This is a genomic window from Bacillus sp. URHA0034 (assembly GCF_056280405.1).
This window is the reverse complement of record NZ_JBWCDK010000002.1, coordinates 5,687,349-5,706,737: the sequence shown is the minus strand read 5'-3', so window position 1 is coordinate 5,706,737 and position 19,389 is coordinate 5,687,349. Positions and strand designations below refer to the sequence as shown.

Annotated in this window: 24 protein-coding genes and 1 pseudogene; 9 read left to right on the top strand and 16 right to left on the bottom strand. The window is 38.0% G+C overall.

Going from position 1 to position 19,389, the window contains the following annotated elements; translation table 11 throughout:
* Window positions 1-258: 258 nt before the first annotated feature.
* The 6 genes from ACZ9EE_RS29695 to ACZ9EE_RS29670 form a co-directional block, all read right to left on the bottom strand.
* Window positions 259-627: a Gp49 family protein gene (locus ACZ9EE_RS29695; RefSeq protein WP_476032178.1), complete on the bottom strand. Its 369-nt coding sequence runs from the start codon at window positions 625-627 to the stop codon at window positions 259-261.
* A gap of 177 nt (window positions 628-804) precedes the next feature.
* On the bottom strand, window positions 805-1,593 hold the full coding sequence (cobA, locus tag ACZ9EE_RS29690) for a uroporphyrinogen-III C-methyltransferase (protein WP_476032177.1): 789 nt from the start codon (window positions 1,591-1,593) through the stop codon (window positions 805-807).
* Window positions 1,594-1,612: 19 nt separating this feature from the next.
* A complete protein-coding gene (locus ACZ9EE_RS29685) occupies window positions 1,613-2,452 on the bottom strand; it encodes a formate/nitrite transporter family protein (protein ID WP_476032176.1) in 840 nt (279 codons plus the stop codon).
* A gap of 91 nt (window positions 2,453-2,543) precedes the next feature.
* The gene (gene nirD / locus ACZ9EE_RS29680) at window positions 2,544-2,870 is read right to left on the bottom strand and encodes a nitrite reductase small subunit NirD (RefSeq protein ID WP_476032175.1); all 327 of its coding nucleotides are present in this window, start codon (window positions 2,868-2,870) and stop codon (window positions 2,544-2,546) included.
* A 17-nt stretch (window positions 2,871-2,887) separates the two neighbouring features.
* Complete coding sequence (nirB, locus tag ACZ9EE_RS29675) at window positions 2,888-5,260, bottom strand: nitrite reductase large subunit NirB (protein ID WP_476033145.1); 2,373 nt, start codon at window positions 5,258-5,260, stop codon at window positions 2,888-2,890.
* A gap of 305 nt (window positions 5,261-5,565) precedes the next feature.
* Window positions 5,566-6,840 (bottom strand): VTT domain-containing protein, encoded by a 1,275-nt coding sequence (locus ACZ9EE_RS29670; protein ID WP_476032174.1) that lies wholly within the window; start codon window positions 6,838-6,840, stop codon window positions 5,566-5,568.
* Between the two features lie 426 nt (window positions 6,841-7,266).
* Here ACZ9EE_RS29670 and ACZ9EE_RS29665 point away from each other — a divergent pair, with 426 nt between their 5' ends.
* Window positions 7,267-7,968 (top strand): polysaccharide deacetylase family protein, encoded by a 702-nt coding sequence (locus tag ACZ9EE_RS29665; RefSeq protein ID WP_476032173.1) that lies wholly within the window; start codon window positions 7,267-7,269, stop codon window positions 7,966-7,968.
* Between the two features lie 19 nt (window positions 7,969-7,987).
* On the opposite strand, the gene pdxR is transcribed toward ACZ9EE_RS29665, so the two are convergent.
* Window positions 7,988-9,394: a MocR-like pyridoxine biosynthesis transcription factor PdxR gene (pdxR, locus tag ACZ9EE_RS29660; protein WP_476032172.1), complete on the bottom strand. Its 1,407-nt coding sequence runs from the start codon at window positions 9,392-9,394 to the stop codon at window positions 7,988-7,990.
* Between the two features lie 118 nt (window positions 9,395-9,512).
* On the opposite strand from pdxR, the gene ACZ9EE_RS29655 reads away from it, so the two are divergent.
* The gene (locus ACZ9EE_RS29655) at window positions 9,513-9,914 is read left to right on the top strand and encodes a GNAT family N-acetyltransferase (protein ID WP_476032171.1); all 402 of its coding nucleotides are present in this window, start codon (window positions 9,513-9,515) and stop codon (window positions 9,912-9,914) included.
* 124 nt (window positions 9,915-10,038) lie between these two features.
* On the opposite strand, the gene ACZ9EE_RS29650 is transcribed toward ACZ9EE_RS29655, so the two are convergent.
* The 3 genes from ACZ9EE_RS29650 to ACZ9EE_RS29640 all read right to left on the bottom strand — a co-directional run bounded on the left by ACZ9EE_RS29650 (window position 10,039) and on the right by ACZ9EE_RS29640 (window position 11,873).
* On the bottom strand, window positions 10,039-10,332 hold the full coding sequence (locus tag ACZ9EE_RS29650; protein WP_476032170.1) for an antibiotic biosynthesis monooxygenase family protein: 294 nt from the start codon (window positions 10,330-10,332) through the stop codon (window positions 10,039-10,041).
* Between the two features lie 423 nt (window positions 10,333-10,755).
* Entirely contained in the window at window positions 10,756-10,962 is a 207-nt protein-coding gene (locus ACZ9EE_RS29645) for a capping complex subunit for YIEGIA (protein ID WP_476032169.1), read from the bottom strand.
* A gap of 2 nt (window positions 10,963-10,964) precedes the next feature.
* Complete coding sequence (locus tag ACZ9EE_RS29640) at window positions 10,965-11,873, bottom strand: YIEGIA family protein (protein WP_476032168.1); 909 nt, start codon at window positions 11,871-11,873, stop codon at window positions 10,965-10,967.
* Window positions 11,874-12,139: 266 nt separating this feature from the next.
* On the opposite strand from ACZ9EE_RS29640, the gene ACZ9EE_RS29635 reads away from it, so the two are divergent.
* Window positions 12,140-12,655, top strand: coding sequence for a DoxX family membrane protein (locus ACZ9EE_RS29635; RefSeq protein WP_476032167.1), 516 nt, complete (start codon window positions 12,140-12,142; stop codon window positions 12,653-12,655).
* Window positions 12,656-12,765: 110 nt separating this feature from the next.
* Here the strand turns inward: ACZ9EE_RS29635 and ACZ9EE_RS29630 are convergent, their stop codons facing one another.
* From ACZ9EE_RS29630 to ACZ9EE_RS29620, 3 genes are all read right to left on the bottom strand, one after another.
* Window positions 12,766-13,266 carry a hypothetical protein gene (locus tag ACZ9EE_RS29630; RefSeq protein WP_476032165.1) on the bottom strand — a complete coding sequence of 167 codons (501 nt, stop codon included), beginning with the start codon at window positions 13,264-13,266 and terminating at the stop codon, window positions 12,766-12,768.
* The gene (locus tag ACZ9EE_RS29625; protein WP_476032164.1) at window positions 13,266-13,736 is read right to left on the bottom strand and encodes a hypothetical protein; all 471 of its coding nucleotides are present in this window, start codon (window positions 13,734-13,736) and stop codon (window positions 13,266-13,268) included. Before ACZ9EE_RS29625 ends, ACZ9EE_RS29630 begins: the two co-directional genes overlap by 1 nt.
* Before the next feature lie 257 nt (window positions 13,737-13,993).
* The gene (locus tag ACZ9EE_RS29620; protein ID WP_476032163.1) at window positions 13,994-14,125 is read right to left on the bottom strand and encodes a hypothetical protein; all 132 of its coding nucleotides are present in this window, start codon (window positions 14,123-14,125) and stop codon (window positions 13,994-13,996) included.
* A gap of 280 nt (window positions 14,126-14,405) precedes the next feature.
* Between ACZ9EE_RS29620 and crcB (ACZ9EE_RS29615) the strand changes: the two genes are divergently transcribed.
* Together crcB (ACZ9EE_RS29615) and crcB (ACZ9EE_RS29610) are read left to right on the top strand one after the other, a co-directional pair.
* A complete protein-coding gene (gene crcB / locus ACZ9EE_RS29615) occupies window positions 14,406-14,801 on the top strand; it encodes a fluoride efflux transporter CrcB (RefSeq protein WP_476032162.1) in 396 nt (131 codons plus the stop codon).
* On the top strand, window positions 14,795-15,157 hold the full coding sequence (crcB, locus tag ACZ9EE_RS29610) for a fluoride efflux transporter CrcB (protein ID WP_476032161.1): 363 nt from the start codon (window positions 14,795-14,797) through the stop codon (window positions 15,155-15,157). The genes crcB (ACZ9EE_RS29615) and crcB (ACZ9EE_RS29610) overlap by 7 nt, the downstream gene beginning before the upstream one ends.
* Window positions 15,158-15,299: 142 nt before the next feature.
* On the opposite strand, the gene ACZ9EE_RS29605 is transcribed toward crcB (ACZ9EE_RS29610), so the two are convergent.
* The gene (locus tag ACZ9EE_RS29605) at window positions 15,300-15,467 is read right to left on the bottom strand and encodes a Fur-regulated basic protein FbpA (RefSeq protein ID WP_476032160.1); all 168 of its coding nucleotides are present in this window, start codon (window positions 15,465-15,467) and stop codon (window positions 15,300-15,302) included.
* A 344-nt stretch (window positions 15,468-15,811) separates the two neighbouring features.
* On the opposite strand from ACZ9EE_RS29605, the gene ACZ9EE_RS29600 reads away from it, so the two are divergent.
* The 3 genes from ACZ9EE_RS29600 to ACZ9EE_RS29590 all read left to right on the top strand — a co-directional run bounded on the left by ACZ9EE_RS29600 (window position 15,812) and on the right by ACZ9EE_RS29590 (window position 16,978).
* Window positions 15,812-16,357, top strand: coding sequence for a DUF421 domain-containing protein (locus ACZ9EE_RS29600; RefSeq protein ID WP_476032159.1), 546 nt, complete (start codon window positions 15,812-15,814; stop codon window positions 16,355-16,357).
* A 123-nt stretch (window positions 16,358-16,480) separates the two neighbouring features.
* Window positions 16,481-16,630: a hypothetical protein gene (locus ACZ9EE_RS29595; RefSeq protein ID WP_476032158.1), complete on the top strand. Its 150-nt coding sequence runs from the start codon at window positions 16,481-16,483 to the stop codon at window positions 16,628-16,630.
* A 201-nt stretch (window positions 16,631-16,831) separates the two neighbouring features.
* Complete coding sequence (locus ACZ9EE_RS29590) at window positions 16,832-16,978, top strand: hypothetical protein (RefSeq protein ID WP_476032157.1); 147 nt, start codon at window positions 16,832-16,834, stop codon at window positions 16,976-16,978.
* 40 nt (window positions 16,979-17,018) lie between these two features.
* Here ACZ9EE_RS29590 and ACZ9EE_RS29585 read toward each other — a convergent pair whose 3' ends face one another.
* Entirely contained in the window at window positions 17,019-17,525 is a 507-nt protein-coding gene (locus ACZ9EE_RS29585) for a CBO0543 family protein (RefSeq protein WP_476032156.1), read from the bottom strand.
* 359 nt (window positions 17,526-17,884) lie between these two features.
* Between ACZ9EE_RS29585 and ACZ9EE_RS29580 the strand changes: the two genes are divergently transcribed.
* Window positions 17,885-18,892, top strand: coding sequence for a DUF3231 family protein (locus ACZ9EE_RS29580; protein WP_476032155.1), 1,008 nt, complete (start codon window positions 17,885-17,887; stop codon window positions 18,890-18,892).
* A 275-nt stretch (window positions 18,893-19,167) separates the two neighbouring features.
* On the opposite strand, the pseudogene ACZ9EE_RS29575 reads toward ACZ9EE_RS29580, so the two are convergent.
* Window positions 19,168-19,386: pseudogene (locus ACZ9EE_RS29575) on the bottom strand (Gmad2 immunoglobulin-like domain-containing protein); the annotation flags it as partial.
* Window positions 19,387-19,389: the final 3 nt, after the last annotated feature.

The window sequence follows — 19,389 nt, the reverse complement described above, 5'->3', positions numbered from 1 at the left end:
GGCAGTTAAAAGGTCGATAAAGTCTACCTTTCAACTGCTTAAAATGTGAACTTTTTCAGTGCCCTCGCTTCGCTCCTGCGGGGTCTCCCCTGCCCCGTACTCCCGCAGGAGTCTTCGCGCCTTCCGCTCCAATCAACAGAGTGTGAAAAAAATTATTCATCAACAACCTTTTGGGACACCTTCTACGATTAAAAATGTTTTTTAACTTTGCTTAATTCTTCTACTTTATACTTACTTTTTTCATAGTACATCTTGTCACTATACTAAAAAAGCACCTAATGCGACCATGGCATTTTTTAATGCTTGTTCATAGGCAATATCCTTGCCAACAACCATCCGAAAATCGGCTTTATCTCGAACCGTTGACCGCCCTTCCACTTCATAACCGTTTTCAAAGATTAGCAGACAAATGGTTGACTTATCGCTCATGCGATGAAACTTCTTCTCGACGATCATTTCCTCTAGCCTCTTCCGTTTATCATCCTTGAGCTCAGCCGTTCTGGAGTAAGGGATTACGATGTGATCATAATAATGGTTGTTTTTACATTTTACTATGAGGAGTTTTTCACCAGTTTCTTTCACTTGATTAATCTCTCCACATTTGGGACAAATGCTTTCAATTATCATTCTACCCCACTCCCTTTTAATCGAATAAAATTAGTCGTCTATTAAGGTCCATACCATCATCACCTATAGTATAGTGGCCAGATATACCACAAATGACATTTTAATCTAAATTTAATCCCTATTCCGAACAAAAAAATAGGAAGAAATCGTTTCGATTTCCTCCATTAAACACTCTCATTACACCGGATTAACTTCTTTTCCTGTTACTGCTTCACGAACTGGAGTCATTCCCTGTAACGGAAGTAACTTCTCACGGAATCGCACCACGTTACCTACTACAATCATGGCCGGGTTCTGCACCCCTTCTTTTTCAACAATCGATCCAATCGAACTTAAGGTTCCCGTAACAGTGCGCTGCTCTACCCTTGTTCCCTGCTCGATTACTGCTACAGGCGTATGTTGATCTTTCCCATGACAAATCATCTGCTGACAAATAAATGAGAGGCTGCCGATCCCCATATAGATTGCAATTGTATCAACGGCTTTCACCAAGCTTCCCCAATCAATGTCAACTGGTTTTCCTTTGGCGCAATGGCCTGTTACAACGGCAAACGAATTGCCATACTCTCGGTGTGTAATCGGAATCCCCGCATAGGCTGGGGCTGCAATTCCCGCAGTAATACCTGGTACCACTTCAAACGGGAGTCCATGTTCCGCTAAAGCTGCCGCTTCTTCCCCGCCTCGGCCAAACACATATGGGTCCCCACCCTTCAGACGAACAACTGTTTTTCCTTGGCTCGTAAATTGAACTAACAAATCATTAATGATTTCTTGTTTCATCGTATGATGTGTTGGTTGTTTACCACAATAGATCATCTCACAATTCCGTTTTGCTTCACTAAGCAACTCACGATTGACAAGGCGGTCATATAGAATCACGTCTGCGATTCGAATACACTTTAATGCCTTTACCGTTATTAATTCCGGGTCACCAGGACCTGCTCCTACAATATAGGCTTTCCCCATATCACCGCCCCCCTAACGATTATCGACTTGCAGCCGCCTTTGTTGATTTTGGCACCTCTAAAATCGACTTTGACTCTACTTTTCTATGAGTTAAATACAAGGTCAAGCCTGTAAAAAGAAATCCTCCCACCAAATTGCCAACTGTAACAGGGAGCTGATTCCATAACCACCAATCGGCTATGGTAACATGTGCACCGAGCATCATGCCTGCCGGTATAACAAACATATTAACGACGGCGTGCTCGAAGCCCTGCGCAAAGAAGATCAAGATAGGCAGCCACATGGCGGCAATTTTACCACCGACAGACTTAGTTGTCATCGCCATAACTGCCCCGAGTGTCACCATCCAATTACATAGCATTGCTTTAACAAAGACTACGATTAGACCATCTGTCCCAAGGTTCTTGTAGCCCAATGTTTTGGCCTCAGCTACGGCAATGATTTTCGCAGCGACCTGATTATTATTGACATGCCCCAATTGAGTAATAGCAATGATATAAAGAAGTGCGTAGAAAATGCCACCTAAAAGATGACCAACAATAACCCACAGCCAATTTTTTAACATCTGACCAATGCTAGCTTTTTTTCCAAGAACAGCTACCGGAATTAGAGCAAAACTTCCGGTAACCAACTCCAATCCTAGCAAAATGATAATCACAAAGGCAGTTGGGAAAAGTAATGCTCCAACGATTCCCAATCCAGTTTGAACCTCCGCGGTATACGCTAATGTGGTACCAAACCCAAGCAGTGCTCCAGAAAGCGCACCACGGATCAACAAATCTTTTATGGGCAATTTGGCCTTGGCTTCCCCCGAATAAACCATACTTTCAATAACTTGATTAGGACTTACTATTGCCATCCTCTCACTCCTCTTTTATGTAGAGAGTATACTTGGTTCCTCCAAAAGCAACTCCCTCCTAGCTGAGAATTACCATTTTCTTCAAGGGCACTCACTCATCTCCCACTAAAATAAATACTTGGTCATCAATAACCTCTACCGGAAAAGATTTCACACAACCTGTATCAGGTGCCTGAACCCTCCCATCTGTCACACAGATTTTCCAATCATGCATCGGGCAAAAAACAAACTCCCCACTCACAATCCCTTCCGCAAGGACGCCCCCTTTATGAGGGCATCGGTTTTCAATCGCGCGAATGTCTCCATTCTCTAATCGAAAAACGGCAATTTCCGTATTGCCAATAACGGTTGTTTTTCCCATTTTTCTCGGCATATCTTCTGTACTTCCTATAAAAACGCGTCTAATTATCTCTTCCATAAAATGCAACTCCCCTTCTATTTAACACCTGTTGGAATTTTTATCGTCTCATAAAGGTCTCTTAAAAGTGTTTTATTCTCAATAGCTTCTTTCCAAGGGTCTTGAACAATTGAAAGTGCCTCTTCAATACGGAAGTTCAACATTTTTACAGTTTCAGCATCCGATAGGACTTCCCTTATATGATCGAGTCCAAGTCGGTCAACCCAGGCAGAAGTTCTTTCTAAATAATTAGCAGTTTCACGATAATACTGGAGGTATGCCCCGATCATTTCGATAAGCTCATCATCCGTTTTGAACTTGAATAATAAGTCAGCTGCACGAAGATGGGTACCGCCATTTCCGCCTACATACATTTCCCATGCCCCATCCGTACCAACAACACCAACGTCTTTAATCCCGCTTTCGGCACAGTTCCTTGGACAAGCGGAGACTGCCATTTTGACTTTGTGCGGTGTGTTTAAGCCTTCGAATTTCTTTTCCAATCGGATTCCTAAACCAATCGAATCTTGTGTACCGAAGCGGCAGTAACTTTCACCAACACAAGTTTTTACAGTTCGAAGTCCTTTCGCATAAGCCGATCCAGATGGCATATCAAGTTCTGCCCAAATCTTCGGTAAATCCTCTTTTTTCACGCCGAGTAAATCAATTCGCTGACCGCCAGTCACCTTGATGGTGCCAACTTGGTATTTATCGGCAACGTCGGCAATTTTCCGCAAGTCACCAGATGTCGTTACTCCTCCATACATTCTCGGTACAACTGAGTAAGTGCCATCCTTTTGGATATTGGCATGCAGCCTCTCATTTACAAAGCGTGCTTCTTTCTCATCCTGATACTCCGTTGGATAAATCATGCCCAGATAGTAATTAAGAGCTGGCTTACACTTGGAACATCCATCTGTTTTCCAACCTAAGACATTCATAACTTCACGGATATGTGTCAATCGCTTGGCACGAATTTCTTCCACAATTTCATCACGGGATAATGTTGTACAGCTGCAAATCGCTTCTTTTTCATCCACCTTAAAATCATCTCCGAGCGTGCAGGCTAACAGATCAGCAACCAATGATTTACAACCACCGCATGAACGGGAAGCATTTGTACAACCCTTTACTTGATCAACGGAAGTTAACCCTTGCGTACGAATTGCTTCGACAATTGTCCCTTTGCTGACACCGTTACAGCCGCAAATGATCTCTTCATCGGCCATTGCAGCTACCAAACTGCCTTCTGATGACTTATTTTGCGAACTCTCTAAATACTCCTCAATGCTTGCATTCTTTTTAATTAGGCTTAGGAGTTGATTCCCATCCTTTGTGTCACCAAACAGGACAGCACCAGTGATTTTCCCATTTTCAATAAGGACCTTTTTATAAACCCCTCTCCAATCATCATACATTTTATATACCTTCGTATTTTCATCTTCGTTTATTTTCCCCGATGAAAATACATCAACACCGGATACTTTTAACTGGGTTGAAAGGACGGAACCATGATAACCTTCATCTTCTATACCGCAAACCCGCTTTGCTAACACTTGGGCCTGCTGGTAAAGCGGGGCAACTAACCCATAGGCCGTGCCGCGATGTTCGGCGCATTCCCCGACCGCATAAATATTAGGGATATCTGTCTCTAAAAAATCATTAACGATAATGCCTCGATTGACTGTTATGCCTGCTTTTTGCGCTAATTCAATATTTGGTTTAATTCCAACTGCCATGACAACTAAATCAGCTTTTATCATACTGCCATCCTTAAATTTAAGACCCGTAACATGTTTCTTTCCGAGTATTTCAGCTGTATGTTTTTCTAAAAGGAAATTCATTCCCTGCTTTTCTAGTTCCTTTTGTAAAAGTTTTCCCGCAGCCCGGTCTAATTGTCGTTCCATTAAGTAGTCAAAGATGTGAATGACGTCTACTTCCATTCCCAAGTTCAATAGACCACGGGCTGCTTCCAATCCTAATAATCCACCACCAATGACAGCTGCTTTTTTATACTGTTTAGAATATTCAATCATTTGTTCGCAGTCTTTGATATTCCGAAAAGCTGTTACTCCTTCTTTATCTGCCCCTGGTAATGGCAGCATAAATGGATTCGATCCGGTTGCAATAATCAATTTGTCATATGGTTCAATACGCCCTTTGTCCGTCGTTACCACTTGTCTTTTCTTATCAATAGAAATGACCGTTTCTCCTGTATAAAGACAGATATTATTGTCCTCATACCATTGCTTGTCATTTAATGTAATATCCTTTACGGATGTACCCCCTTGTAAAACGGTTGATAACTGAATTCGGTTATAGTTTGGATATGGTTCGCTTCCAAAAATCGTAATCTCGAATTCATCCCGATTAAGTTTTAGCACTTCTTCAATGGCACGAACTCCTGCCATTCCATTCCCTACAAGTATTAGTTTTTGTTTGATCAAGTGAAATTCCCTCCCTAAACTTTGCATGTGTAATTTATATCATGGTGGAAGCTTTATTAACATGAGTTTGGAAGGTTTTCTGTCATGCTATTTTATTGCTTTAAAACTCTAAAACTTCGGAAAATCCTGTAACCACACCATTGATAACGATTACAATTTTTGTTGAATTTTCTTTAAAAAATTCACTTTATTAACTCTTTAGATAACAAATTTAAATAAAAAATCTCCACCTGCCAGGCGGAGATTTTTATACAAATAATATTATTTCGTTACTTTTCAACAATAAGCCGAAACATTTCAAATAACAAAAAGTTAAAAAACATCCAGACTCCGCCATAGACATATCCCCCCAAGATATCACTCGGAAGGACTTTGGTCGTTTCAATATTTGCTCCAGCGGTGCCAATTAATAAGATAACTCCAATAATCGGAATACTGATAGGAAAGTAATTCTTTTTAGAATTACGGACCAATAAAAAAATGGTAGTACCATACAAGACGATTAATAGAGCAGCATTAATATCTGGAAAATTAGCCGAATGAAATTCCCCAACAACCCCTGTTATTTCCAGCTTCATAAATATTCGCGTAATGGTTTCATGATAGATCCTAACCCCTAAAATCGAAACAATCAGAAGAAGGTATTCCAGCACTCGATTCTTGTCTCTCTGCCAAATCCGGAAAATAGCAGCAGCTATCAACACTCCTACTGCATAAGGCGATTGAAAAACTAAGAAAGCCTTGATCCAGCTCCTATAAACAGTGGTATGAACCAGATATTCAGCCAGTTCATTGAACGGCGTAAACTCATCATATAAATAGTCTTGGGCCAGCCCCAGCATGAGAACGACCAACCCAATTAAGGCGATCGTGAGGAAAATGAGAAAGATCTCAGTGTTTCTAATTGTCTTAAGGCGGTGCACCAAACTAGTTAAAAAGTGAATAAAGAATTCCTTAATGCTATTTTTATAAAATCGGAAGGCAAGAAACCCTGCCATCAATATCGCAAAAACTATGATAAAAATAATGAAATACCTTCTCGCGGCTTGGTGAAAAACCTCCCAGCGTGGTCCTAATACGGTTCCTAACGTAATAAAACAGATTCCCCATAAAAACGAACCCAGATATGCTGGAATAATAAATTTCCGGAATGGCATTCGCGAAATCCCGGAAATATACCCAGTAAAATGCCTGATGCCTGGAATGAAATAAGCAAAAATCAATAATTTACGGCCTGACCGTTCGAACCACGCAGCTGTTTTTTGATACCTCTCCGGACCCAGATGAATATACTTGCCGTATTTCTCAATAAGCTTATATCCTCCTGCCCGTCCAATCCAATACGTACTAGTAATCCCGACTCCTCCTGATAACAGGACGGTTAGAAGGGCCAAAAGATAGTTCATTTTTCCTAGATAAACAAAATAGCCTGCATAGCTCATCAAAAATTCACCGGATATAGGAAAGGCCATCAGCTCCAAAAAAATCCCCAAGAATAAGATCAAATAATTGTGGTGTTCAAATAGTGTGATTAAGTATGACATCTAAATGCCTCCAAAGTATCAAAAAGGGCTAATATTGATTTACTTACCCTCCCTTGTTTCTCTTAAACAATGTATCATGGAAAATGAATAGATTTCGGTTTTTAATGGATTATTAATCCATTATTAAGAAAAAGGACAAGTTCTCACCTATACTAGGATGCCCAGTTGGGTTTCCGCAACTTGTGAAAATTATTCTTTAAAGGGTAACTTATTGCCTCGAAAATGGAACGGAAACCCCTAAAATTGGGTGATCCTCTTTTCTACCAAGTCGTCTTTTATACAGGTGAAGCGATTGCATACCTGCAAAACCTGCAGTATGATGGCTATACCTATTATTGGTTTCCCAATGAAACTGCGACCCTATCAAACAGATTCAAGCCTTTTTCCTTAAATAAAATATTTTGAAAAAGAAATGGTGAACGAACTATGAAAAAGAAATTAGTAGTAATCAGCATAATCGTCGTGTTTGTTTTCTTTTTATTACTTGGCATCTATAAACTAATGAATTCTAGAACCCTTCAGTTGTTTGGTGGATTAACCTCCCAGGTAAGCACCAAACAAAAGGTAGTTGCTTTAACTTTTGATGATGGGCCAACAAGAAATGTAGAAGACATTCTACCATTATTAAAGGCCTACAATGCAAAAGCAACCTTTTTTCTTATCGGAAATGAAATCAAAAAAAATCCGGCTGAAGCGAAAAAAATCGCTGATTCAGGAAATCAAATTGGCAATCATTCTTATTCTCATAATCGAATGGTATTTAAATCCCCTTCATACATTAAAGAGGAAATTCAAAAAACAGACCAATTAATTCGACAAGCAGGTTATCGTGGTGAAATTGATTTCCGCCCGCCGAATGGCAAAAAACTTGTTGGATTACCCTATTACTTATACAAACATAATAGAGATACGATCACTTGGAATATGGAACCAGACAGTTACTATGCCTCATCAACGGATAAAGTAAATTATGTGGAGAAAAATGTGAAGCCTGGTTCCATTATCTTGATTCACCCCATGTATGATAAAAGCGGTGAAGAATTGAAAACGATCAAGGGAATTTTACAAACACTATCAAATAAAGGCTACAAATTCGTTACCGTAAATGAACTTCAGGAAATGAATTAATAGTATGGCTTGGAATCTACTATAAGTTCCAAGCCCTTTTTAATAATAAAATACCTTGTTCGATTTCACATTCGGTAAGCCCGCCAAAACCTAAAAGAACCATTGATCCCTTGTTTGCATTCAAATCTTGGTAATAAACAGAAGTTGGATAGACTTTTACTTTTTCCCCTTTTGCTTTTTCGATTAATTCTTTTTCTGACATAGCATTTTGAACATCTAATAAAATGTGCAGCCCTGAATCATCCCCAATAATTCTGACATGATCACCTAAATTTTTCTTAATGGAGCTGATTAATGTCTGTTGTCTTCTCCGATAGACCGTTCTCATTTTATTTAGATGCCTTTCCCAATGTCCCGTTTTCATAAAATTCCATAGTGTGTGCTGATGCAAACGGGACACCGTCTGCTTATAAAGGGAAAAGTGGTCGGTATACTTTTTTAATAATGTCCCTGGTAGAACCATATAGTTAATCCGAATCGAGGGAATCAATGATTTAGAGAATGTCCCTAAATATATTACCTTTCCATTAGCGTCTAATCCTTGCAGGGAGGGTATCGGTTTACCTCTGTATCGGAATTCGCCATCATAATCGTCTTCGATGATGTACCGGCCCTTTTCCTCCGCCCATTTTAACAATTCCAGTCTTCTAGTAATAGGCATGACCATTCCAATTGGGAATTGATGGGAAGGTGTGACATAAGTTATTTGTGCCTTACTTTTATATAAGTGTTTCATGCTTATCCCGTTATCATTCAGTGGGATAGGTATTAAGTTCACTCCTTGGTCTTTAAAAGCCTCCCTTGTTCGATGATACCCAGGGTTTTCAATCGAAAAAATGACATCTCTGCCAATCACCATGGTTAATAATCCAATTAAGTATTGTGTTCCCGCCCCGATAATAATCTGTTCTGGTGAACACTTTACCCCTCTAGAGTGATAAATGTATTTCGCAATTTCCTCTCGAAGTGGCAGCTCCCCCTGGCGATCCCCGTTTAAGAAAAATGTACTCTGGTCTTCATAAAGACTTTGAATGGTTAACTTTCGCCAAATGGTATAAGGAAAATGTTCGAGAGCGATTCGTCCGTGGCTAAAGTCCACGCTATAGGGCTCACTTTCCTCTTTAAAGACCTTCTGACTGTTGAGGGACATTCGGCGATTGGCTGGAATCAAGTCCCTCTGGATTTCTTTAACGAAAATCCCCTTTCTCGGTACCCCTTCCACGTATCCCTCCGCTTGCAATTGCTGGTACGCAGTTTCTACTGTATTTTGACTAATTCCAAGATGTAGAGATAGTTTTCGTTTCGATGGCAGCATTTCCCCTGGTTTGATAGTTCCATTTTGGATTTCTTGTTTAAAATAGTTATAAAGTTGTAGATATAAGGGTTCTTCACTTTTGTTCTCTAATACTACGGTAATCTCAATCATCTGGTCGCCCCCTCCTTCAGTAAACTGGCATGGTTAAATATATTATAACTGACACTTTTAGGCATATCAGCTATAAAATATAATCTTGATATAAAGAATAAAGGGGATGAACAGACACATGGAAAATATCAAATATCAGGTGAATTCAAAGATTACAGCGGAAGAATTATCAGCTGTTTTTCGAACATCGGGGCTTAAAAGACCATATGAAGATTTACAGCGTTTAGAAAAAATGATTGAAAAGGCAGATCTTCTTATTTCAGCATGGGAAAATGAAAAACTGGTTGGAGTCGCTCGGGCGATTACAGATTTCAGCTATTGCTGCTATTTATCTGATCTGGCGGTTGATAAGGAGTATCAAAATCATGGGATTGGCAGGGAATTAGTTAGACAGGTGCAAGAACAAATTGGTGAGGAAGTGACCTTATTGCTGTTGGCATCTCCAACTGCGATGGAATATTATCCACGTATTGGATTTGATAAGGTTACGAATGGATATATCATTGCTCGGAAGAGATAGAAATCTGGTGGAAATCTCTGAAAAAAGCCTGTGTAGATCAGCTTACACAGGCTTTTTGGTTAGAATTGTTTAAAATCACTCCGGATAAATAATTAAAATATTAACCTATTCTATTATTATCATATTAAAGGGGAATTTGCTCAAAATGTTCAACGGTTGGGAACGGATCATAGAAATGATGTAAGAGCTTTTTCCATTCTTGATATTCACTGGATCCCCTAAAGCCTTCGGTATGATCTTCAATCGTTTCCCACTTCACTAAAAGTAAATACTTACCCTCAACTTCAATGCAGCGCTGTAATTCATGAGTAATGTATCCCTTCATGGAAGAAATAATGATTGATGCTTGTCGAAAAGCTTCTTCAAAATCCTCTTCCATTCCAGTTTTAACTTGCAGCATAGCAGCTTCTAAAATCATGTTCTTTTCCCCCTTATATTTAAGCCTTTAAAGTTCCACACTTGCTATTACAGCAGGAGCAATAGAACGTTGATATGGACAAAGCTTTTGGTTTATCACTGGGTCTTGTCCTCATGGAGCGGTCATACGGACAAAATTTATCGGTTTTCACTCGATCTTGTCCTCATGCAACGGTCATACAGACAAAATTTATCGGTTTTCACTCGATCTTGTCTTCATGAAGCTTTTATGAGGACAAGAATCCTAATTTCTCTAGGATTCCTATCCTCAAGACGGTTCAAGCGGACACATACAACTGCCTTGTCATCATCATACAAATTATCAACAGTTTCTATGTCCATTATCGTTGATATATTCATATTTATGTATTCATAATAAAGCCTTTATCTCGAATACACCAAGATAAAGGCTTCATTTCAACTCTTATCCTCTTATAACCAAATAATCACCTGACGTCATCTTCACCACATCCGCCTTCAGCGCTTTGGCAATATCCGCCGTCATCGTTTGCTGCTCTTCTTCATCATTAGCCAGCAGGGTCAGCTGTTTTCCACCCAAGATTCGATCCTTATTTAACGTTACTAGAGCGAGGATATCATAATTCACTTTTGTACCTCCTTCACGTCCCACCGTTATTCCCTCCCCATCATATTGGACTTCATAACAGCCGGACTTTTCTTACTACTCTCAAGAAGAGGGGTTTTCTTCACTACTTCAATGAGACCGTCTATGTCATTAACAATCGGCACTAAAGTAATGACCACGCGGCCATCATTAAAATCTCTCCGTGTAAAATGGTATCGCTTTACCCCCAATGTTTTTGTTGCTTCAAATAGAGCTGCCTGCCTTTGTCCGAAATTCTCTAATGTAACACGAAAATGGTCCTTTTTCGGATAAATAATCACAGCTCTCCCTTCCTCTTGAAACAATTTGGAAGCATTTTCTGTCCCAAGGAGGTTAGAGACATAGATTCCATCTACAAACAGCTCATGATTCTTAACTTCAATTTTCCCCTCTTTTACCTCAGCAATATCTCCAATCGTTTTCCCTTTTGAAAAACGTTTTAAGACATAGATTAGAATAAAGCCAACAATGGCACCAGAAACAATATTTATTAAACTTGATTTGCTGTCTACAAGCTGAATGGTGATTCCAGTACCTAAAGCAACCAATAAGGAAAAATAATTTCTTGATTCAAAGGTTTTTGAAATTCCATCAATATAGGCATCACCACGGTAGGCAAATTCTGTGTTTTCTAAGTCTTTTAAGCTCTCCCGTTCCGATTTTCGAACATCCCTAAATTGTTGGATTGCCAATGTTAAAAACGTTACGGCAATAAAGTTTTTGGTCATTAATGCCGGGATGGCAACAGCTCCTAATGCCGCAGCAACAAACCCTAAGACTAAATGGATTAAGTAGCCATTCGGATAACTCGGATACTGTCTGAAATCTTCTTTGATTGTGATAATACGAGCCAACGTTCCAATAATTATCGATGTTACAATCAGAACGACCTGATCCCTTTCTAACGGACCACCCATTGCACCATTCCCCCATTTTTCCTTTTTTACTATTGTTTGGTGAAGCTTGGAAAAATATTAACAAAAATAAAGAGTATTTTTAAATACTCTCAGTTTTCTATTAATGAATGTAGTTATTTTAATGGGGAAAATTTCTGCGTTCAAATTTCTGTCAAAACATTTTTAACAAATTGTGAACTTATTCACATAACTAAGTTATTAATGTTAAAAAGGTATATATTATAACCATAAACAACAAAAACAAAAAACGAAGGGCGGAATCATTTATGTTTAACAAATTTTTAAGAGAGAATAAAATTTCAGCAGTCATCCTAACTGTTTTACGTTTATACCTTGGTTATTCTTGGATCAGTGGAGGAATTGGAAAATTAACAGGCGGATTCGATGCTTCTGGATTCCTAAAAGGAGCGATCGCTAACCCCGTAAAAGGCCCAGACGGCGCAGTCGTGTTTGGCTGGTATGTCGATTTCTTAAAACACTTTGCCTTACCAAATGTTGATATTTTCAACGTGATCGTTCCTTGGGGCGAAACAATAATTGGTTTAGGCTTAATCTTAGGATGCCTAACAACTGCAGCCATGTTCTTTGGTCTAGTGATGAACTTCTCTTTCTTCCTTGCAGGAACGGTATCTCATAACCCTAGAGACATTTTCTTAGGTTTTATCATCTTAACAGCAGGCTACAACGCTGGTAGAATTGGTTTAGACCGCTGGGTAGTTCCATTCTTCAGAAAAGTCGCTAATAAAGAAACAGGTAACGTAAAACATAAAGTCAGCGCATAACTAACTAAATTCAAACAAGCAATGTAGACCTAGGCTGCATTGCTTGTTTATTATCAAGGATCAAAAAGGCTGCGAATGGCAGCCTTTCAATTTGGTCAGCTAATCCAAGTTTAACTTTTTACTAGAACTCGTTCCTTTTTCCTTACTTGTTCAAAAAAAGCTCCCGTAGCGGTTTGTACGATAAGAAAAATGGGGAACGAATAGACTAAATGATAGCCATTTTGAAGGGTAATGACATTAAGCCAGGTGAACAGCCACTGAGCGGCTACTCCAATAATGGCCCAAGCCACCGTGTAATAAATAAATGTTTTTCTATTAATGTGGAAGAGTTCATAGAAATAAAAAAAGAAAAATCCAAAAGGTCCAAAGTCTAGATAATAAAAAATATCAGACACCTCATAATGGTTCGAATCATTAATCCTATAGAAATCCATTAAACCTCCGCCGATTGTAAAATCAAATAAGATCCCAATCGTTATACCCCAAAGTAAACCCAGTATTCTAACTTGTCGGTTAACCCTTCTACTCAGTAGAAAATAGGCTATATAGGCGACTACCAAGATGATCAGTAAGGAAATCTCATTCTTATCAAAATTTTCCCACATTCTCATTAGCTCATCGCCTCACTTTGTTTAAGCTTCTGAAAAAATTTTAAGGAATAAACCGCAAAAAGGTGAAGTAGAGCAAAGTAGATAATGTCGTACAAGATATTCCATTTTTCCCGATTAGTGACGTCAAAATTAGTGCCCAATTTCACTAAGATCACCTGTATCAAAATGGAACAAACCATAATGATTAAGGATTTTCCGATAGAATTAACACTCTTCATAAAATTAATGGTGACCACAATAATAAATGGAATTCCGATGCTTCGGTTAATCATAAAAGCTGTATAATCTAACGGCTCCTTAGAAAGGATAACTAGTTTTAATTCTGCGGAAATGATCCAGGAGAAATTTATACTAATAATGAGCATCAGTAAAAATACAAATGAGTTCTCTACAAATGTAAGCCTTTTTTTCATAACTGTAAAAATAACTGTGATAAGCCAAGAGATAAAGAAATAAAAGGCAAACCCCATCTAAACCAACTCCAAAATTTTTATTTATATTATTTTCTTACGCTGTAAATATATTCTTAAATTGCTTTTAACCTATGAGATATGCATCAAATTTTAATCAATGAAAACTTGGAGCTCCCCTCCACCTCATCATATCGAAAATAATTCCGAATAGAAAAAAACCTGTTCCCAAAATGAAACTTGGAAACAGGCCATATAAATTCATGTATTGAGAATGCAAGGCTGAAATTAAGGAGCATACCTACTAGTGTGTCATATTAAAACCACAATCTTTTATGATAATCATATTCTGAGATATCAATACTTTCTTCCCTATCATTGTTCGGAGTACATTTTTCACATGGTTCTTCTGCCTGGTTATGCTCACATTGTTCGATTAAAAGTTCCATTTGCTGTATCCCCTCTCCTATTATTACTACCTATTATAATGGAAGCGGTTACATTTGTCTTGTGGTTTATACTGGAAATCATCTCAACTTGCGATTCTAACCTACCATGATAAGCCTATTAAAAGATTGGAATCCGCCACTCCTTTTGTTAAAATACACATATAAAATGGAAAAAACGAAGGAGTTCACGATAATTGCCGAAAGAGCTAATGACTCCTACCAGAAGATACTGGTAGGAGTTCGTTATTTTTAGGTAAGTTTTACATTGGAGTGAGGAAAGTTGAAATTTCTACTTGTCGGAATCGCCGGAATTATTGGGGCTATCTTACGCTATTTATTAGGCGTTTATTTTAATCAATGGTGGTTTCATGCCTTTCCATTAGCGACCTTTATCACAAACATGCTGGGTAGTTTTATCTTAGGGTGGCTGACCAATTTCTTACCGAAAGTTAAATCACTTCACCCACATGTCATCACTGCTTTAGGAACAGGACTGATCGGTTCTTTTACTACCTTTTCTACCTTCAGTGTTGAAACCGTCCATTTGATTAATTCAGCTAGATGGGGGACAGCTATTCTTTATGTTCTTCTTAGTCTTTGGGGTGGTCTTTTATTTTCATGGCTCGGCTATCAACTGGGAATGGAAAGAAAAGCAGAGGTGAAAAAATCATGTTAAATATCGCATTGGTTGCAATTGGGGGATTTTTCGGAGCCATGTCGCGTTTTGGCCTTAGCAATCTAATTAAGGAAAGATACCCTTCCACCTTTCCCTTCGCAACGCTGACCATTAACTTGCTGGGTTCGTTTTTGCTTGGGTTCCTTTTTGGGGCTAATGTAAGTAGATCTTGGGGCTTGTTCTTAGGTACCGGATTTATGGGAGCTTTTACAACCTTTTCTACCTTTAAGCTTGAAAATATACAATTATTCGTTCAGCGAAAATGGAAAGTGCTGGGCCTCTATTTAGCCATTAGTTACACTTTGGGGATTTTTCTTGCATTTATCGGGATGTGGGCAGGTCATTTGTACCGTTAATTTCAAGATAAATAAAATGTGTTTTGTGTTTTGCGGAATTAACTCCAAAGTAAGTGGGATTATCTCTAAAGTTCACGAAATTAAATCTAGTATAAGCGGGATTTTCTAAGAATCCCGCGGAATCCACTATTCCCTTCATCATTTAAGAATTAATTTTTTCTTTTTTTAAGCTGAAGTACTCTTCCTCTAATTCTGTTAATGACCATTCATATAAATGCTTGTTATTTTTCTTATAGACACCCGATTGAATCAATCTTTTAATTAGGTATTGTTTTTTATATTGTCCTACATTATTTAGTAAATTTTCCACGTTAAAGTGACCTCCTGCGACATGCTGGTTGTTTGTTAGGTTAAGAAGGTAGTGAAAGGATTAAATTTAAGACCCTTTACCATACCACATACTTTTATTTACCCCAAAAAACTATCCATAACACCTTCAGATGTCGATATAAAAGATAAATTTTTAAAATTTGTCGAATGACCGGATCCTCACTGACTTTAAAAGGAATTGTTACTTCCCTTAACAAAAGTTAAATGGCTGTTTTTTGGGAAATTGGAAACAATATAGATAAGACAACTTGCTAGTTTTCAGGCTCATCAAATGATTCATAGAAGTTAAGCTGTTCGAGGTGAAGAATGAATTTTACATTTCTATTGGAAACGTTAGGCCTACTTTTTATAAGTACCCTATTATTGAGGATTGCTGGCAAAAAATCGATGGCTAAAATGTCTAATCTTGAAGTAGTAATCATCTTAGCAATCGGAACCACAATGGGGCACGCCACTATAAAAGAACATAAATTCTGGCAAATTATTGTCATTTTAGTTTTGTTTATTCTTTATTTAATTTCACTTCAATACCTTCAAATAAAATCTAAAACGATCCGACGCTATTTAACGGGTAATGCAACAGTGGTTATACGGAATGGTCAAATTATCGGGGCTAACTTAAAAAAATTACGATTGACAACTGAACAATTAGAAATGAAGCTCCGTCAAAAGGGGATCTCTTTTATTTCAAATGTGAATACAGCAACAATTGAATCGGATGGTGAACTAGGTTATGAACTGATGGAACATGCGCAACCGCTTACGCGTGAGGAGTTATTGAATTTGTTAAAAGAAAATCATAACGAATCTTTACAGAATGACCGAGATAAGAAACAGGATAATTTATTTAATAAAGTCCCAGGTGTTTAGTCTCGTTTGGGTGTAGTAATCAGTATCTAATCTATCAAAAAAAATGAAAGAAATTGATCCAAGCATAATATGTTATTTTCTTTGAGACAATAGGTGTGAAAATGCGATTTAGGAGGGCTATCATTGACAAAAGCAAATAAACGACAACAAAACAATCAATCAAACGGTAAAGAAGAAGTTCAACATTCAACTAATAATGAGCAGGTAAAAGAAATAACGGATGCACAAAGAGACGGGATTCGCTATGATTACACCGATTCCTCTGATTTTTAATAATGGTAAATAGAAAAATCGTGTTAGAAAACCTGACTAGGTCCTTGGAGAAAATAGTCATTCAATACTATAATAAATTTGCCTAATACCTTTCTTGAAGGAAACTTCGGTGCAGTCCGCCCTTGGTTTCCTTCCTTTTTTTAAAGAAACTGCAGAGTAGCTCCCGTAAGAAGTTATATGAATATTAAGGATGTGGTATCGATGACAAAGATTCCAGTCATTTTTATGGGGAAAAATTTTATTATGCTTCACCAGTACTCATCTGGCTATTGTGAAATTACCGAAGAAGGTTCTGCTTATAGGGAGATTAAACTGGTCCATATCTCTGAATTGATTGTCATACCATAAAACACCTAAAAAACCATTCCCTTGTGAATGGTTTTTTGAGTTACCTCCCAAACTTAAAAGGAATATCAAAGTAAAAAATTAAGAAAAGGATAATCGGTACCGAGATCATATAAGCTCTGAAGGGTTTGTACTGATGCAGGGCAATGACGGAGAACATCACAAGATCAAAATAAAAAGAATACCAAAACTTCCATCCGTTCTGATAAGAGATCCTTTCAAACACTAGTAAGATCCACTCAACAAAAATATAGATTCCAGACCAAACAACAATGTAAAGCAGCCGCCTCATCCAGGTTTCCGGGAAATGGGATAAAAAGATCAAGATACTAAATGGCATCGTTATAATAGCATAAACCAAGACAACCATTTCATGTCCATATAAGAAATCAGGATGAAACTTCCATAGCGTATTTTCTTGGACAATATATTCGTACATCAAACCGCCAGTGGAAATAAAAAACATAGTAGCGTGATAGTCTCTCCAGTTTTTCCAGTCAGCCCACTTAAAGGAAGCCAAAATGGTTAGAATCGTAATAGCAATATGCATTACCCTCTATCCTTTCCACTGCATTTTTCATAGTTTCCCTTTTTATCAATATACCTATTCATCACAACGATTTTATAATTGTCTCCAGGTAACAAGTTTTTCATAAGTAAATAAAAATATGGGAACAGTAGTTATATTACTTATGAATAAGGGCTGGTTTGGAACAAATTATGAAACACGAGCAACAAAATCATTTAGATGAAATCATAAAGCAGCAAGATAAAGTGGTATAGACGTGGGTCGATTATTGGAAGGAATTTTCGACTTGGGAAACGTGGCATTTTTGGGCAATCATTCTTATGTTAATTAATTACTTGTCTAAAAAAGGGAAAGAGATATAACGTCTGGAGGTAAATGTTTTGGAGAAAAATAACCCTTTAAGTGTTTCGGAAATCGGCACACTATGGCTTACCTATCAGGAAAAAACGATGATTCTTAGAATTTTAGAATATTTTATGGCGAAGAGTGATGACCAAGAAGCCACAAACATCATGGGTGGTTTGTGGCAGGAATTACACTATTATGTGATTGAAATCCAATCTATATTTGAAAAAGAGGGTATGGTCATTCCAATAGGTTTTAGAAAAGAAGATGTAAACATGGAAGCACCAAAACTATTCGATAATGGATTTGATATTATGTTTCTCCGTGTCCTCAAAGAGCTAAGTATGGGGCTATATACAATCAATATGAATATGGCCTATCGAAAAGATGTGATGGCCATTTATGAAGGACTCACTTCCGTCACTCAAAAGGTCTATAAACTTTCTACGATGTATTTACTGAATAAAGGAATTTTAACTCTTCCGCCAAATATGACAATGCCAAAAACAGTTGAATTTGTCAAAAGTGATCGATATATGAAAGGTTTTAAGCCATTTGGCGACAAAAGATCATTAAGTGCCCTTGAGACAGGAATCCTTCATCACGGAATTGAGACAAATAATATTGGCATGCAGCTGATTACTGGATTTGCCCAATGTGCTGAAAACAAAAAGGTCAGAAAATATTTTGTAAAGGGATTAGAACTTGCGAAAAAACAAATACAAACATTGGAAGAAATTTTATTAGAAGCAAATGTTCACTTTTCTGCTACTTCCGGATGTATTGTAACCACTTCAACCGTTGCACCTTTTTCTGATAAATTGATGATGTATTGCGTATGCCTTTTAAATGGATTTGGGCTAGTAGGTGGCAGCTTTGGAGCTATGTTTACTCTCCGAAACGATATATCCATGAAAATGTCATTATTAGCAAAAGATGTCTTTTTATATGGGCATGAAGGACTTGAACTGATGATGAATTATGGGATGTTTGAGGAGCCGCCTCAAATGGAAGATCGACCACGAATTATAAACAGTAAATGAGTTAATACTCCAATTTTCTCAACAAAATAAAGAGGCTGACACAAAAGGTGGTAAATGAATAAATCTTGCACACTCTGTTGATTGGAGCGAAAGGCGCGAAGACTCCTGCGGGAGTACGGGGCAGGGGAGACCCCGCAGGAGCGGAGCGACGAGGAGGCTCCCCGTACCGCCCGCGAAAATCGAAACGCCTGGAGCGGAAATCAACAGACTAGTATAAAAAAGAAGATGCCTCTAAAAATTTTACTTTTGGGACACCTTCTTTATTTATATAGAAGTCATTTAGGTTTTGGAATGGGAATTTCTAAAGTATTTACTTTTGACCCATCTTTTGCTGAGTAAACAAATAATTCGAGTTTAACATTATTTGTTGATACTAATCCTTTTTCAAAAGTGATTTCAAATCTTCCCCATGCAGGTGCCCCGTCTGTTTGGTAATTATTTTCAATCAACACCTTTTCTCCGTCAATAAGAGCATATTGAAAGACTCCTTCAAATAC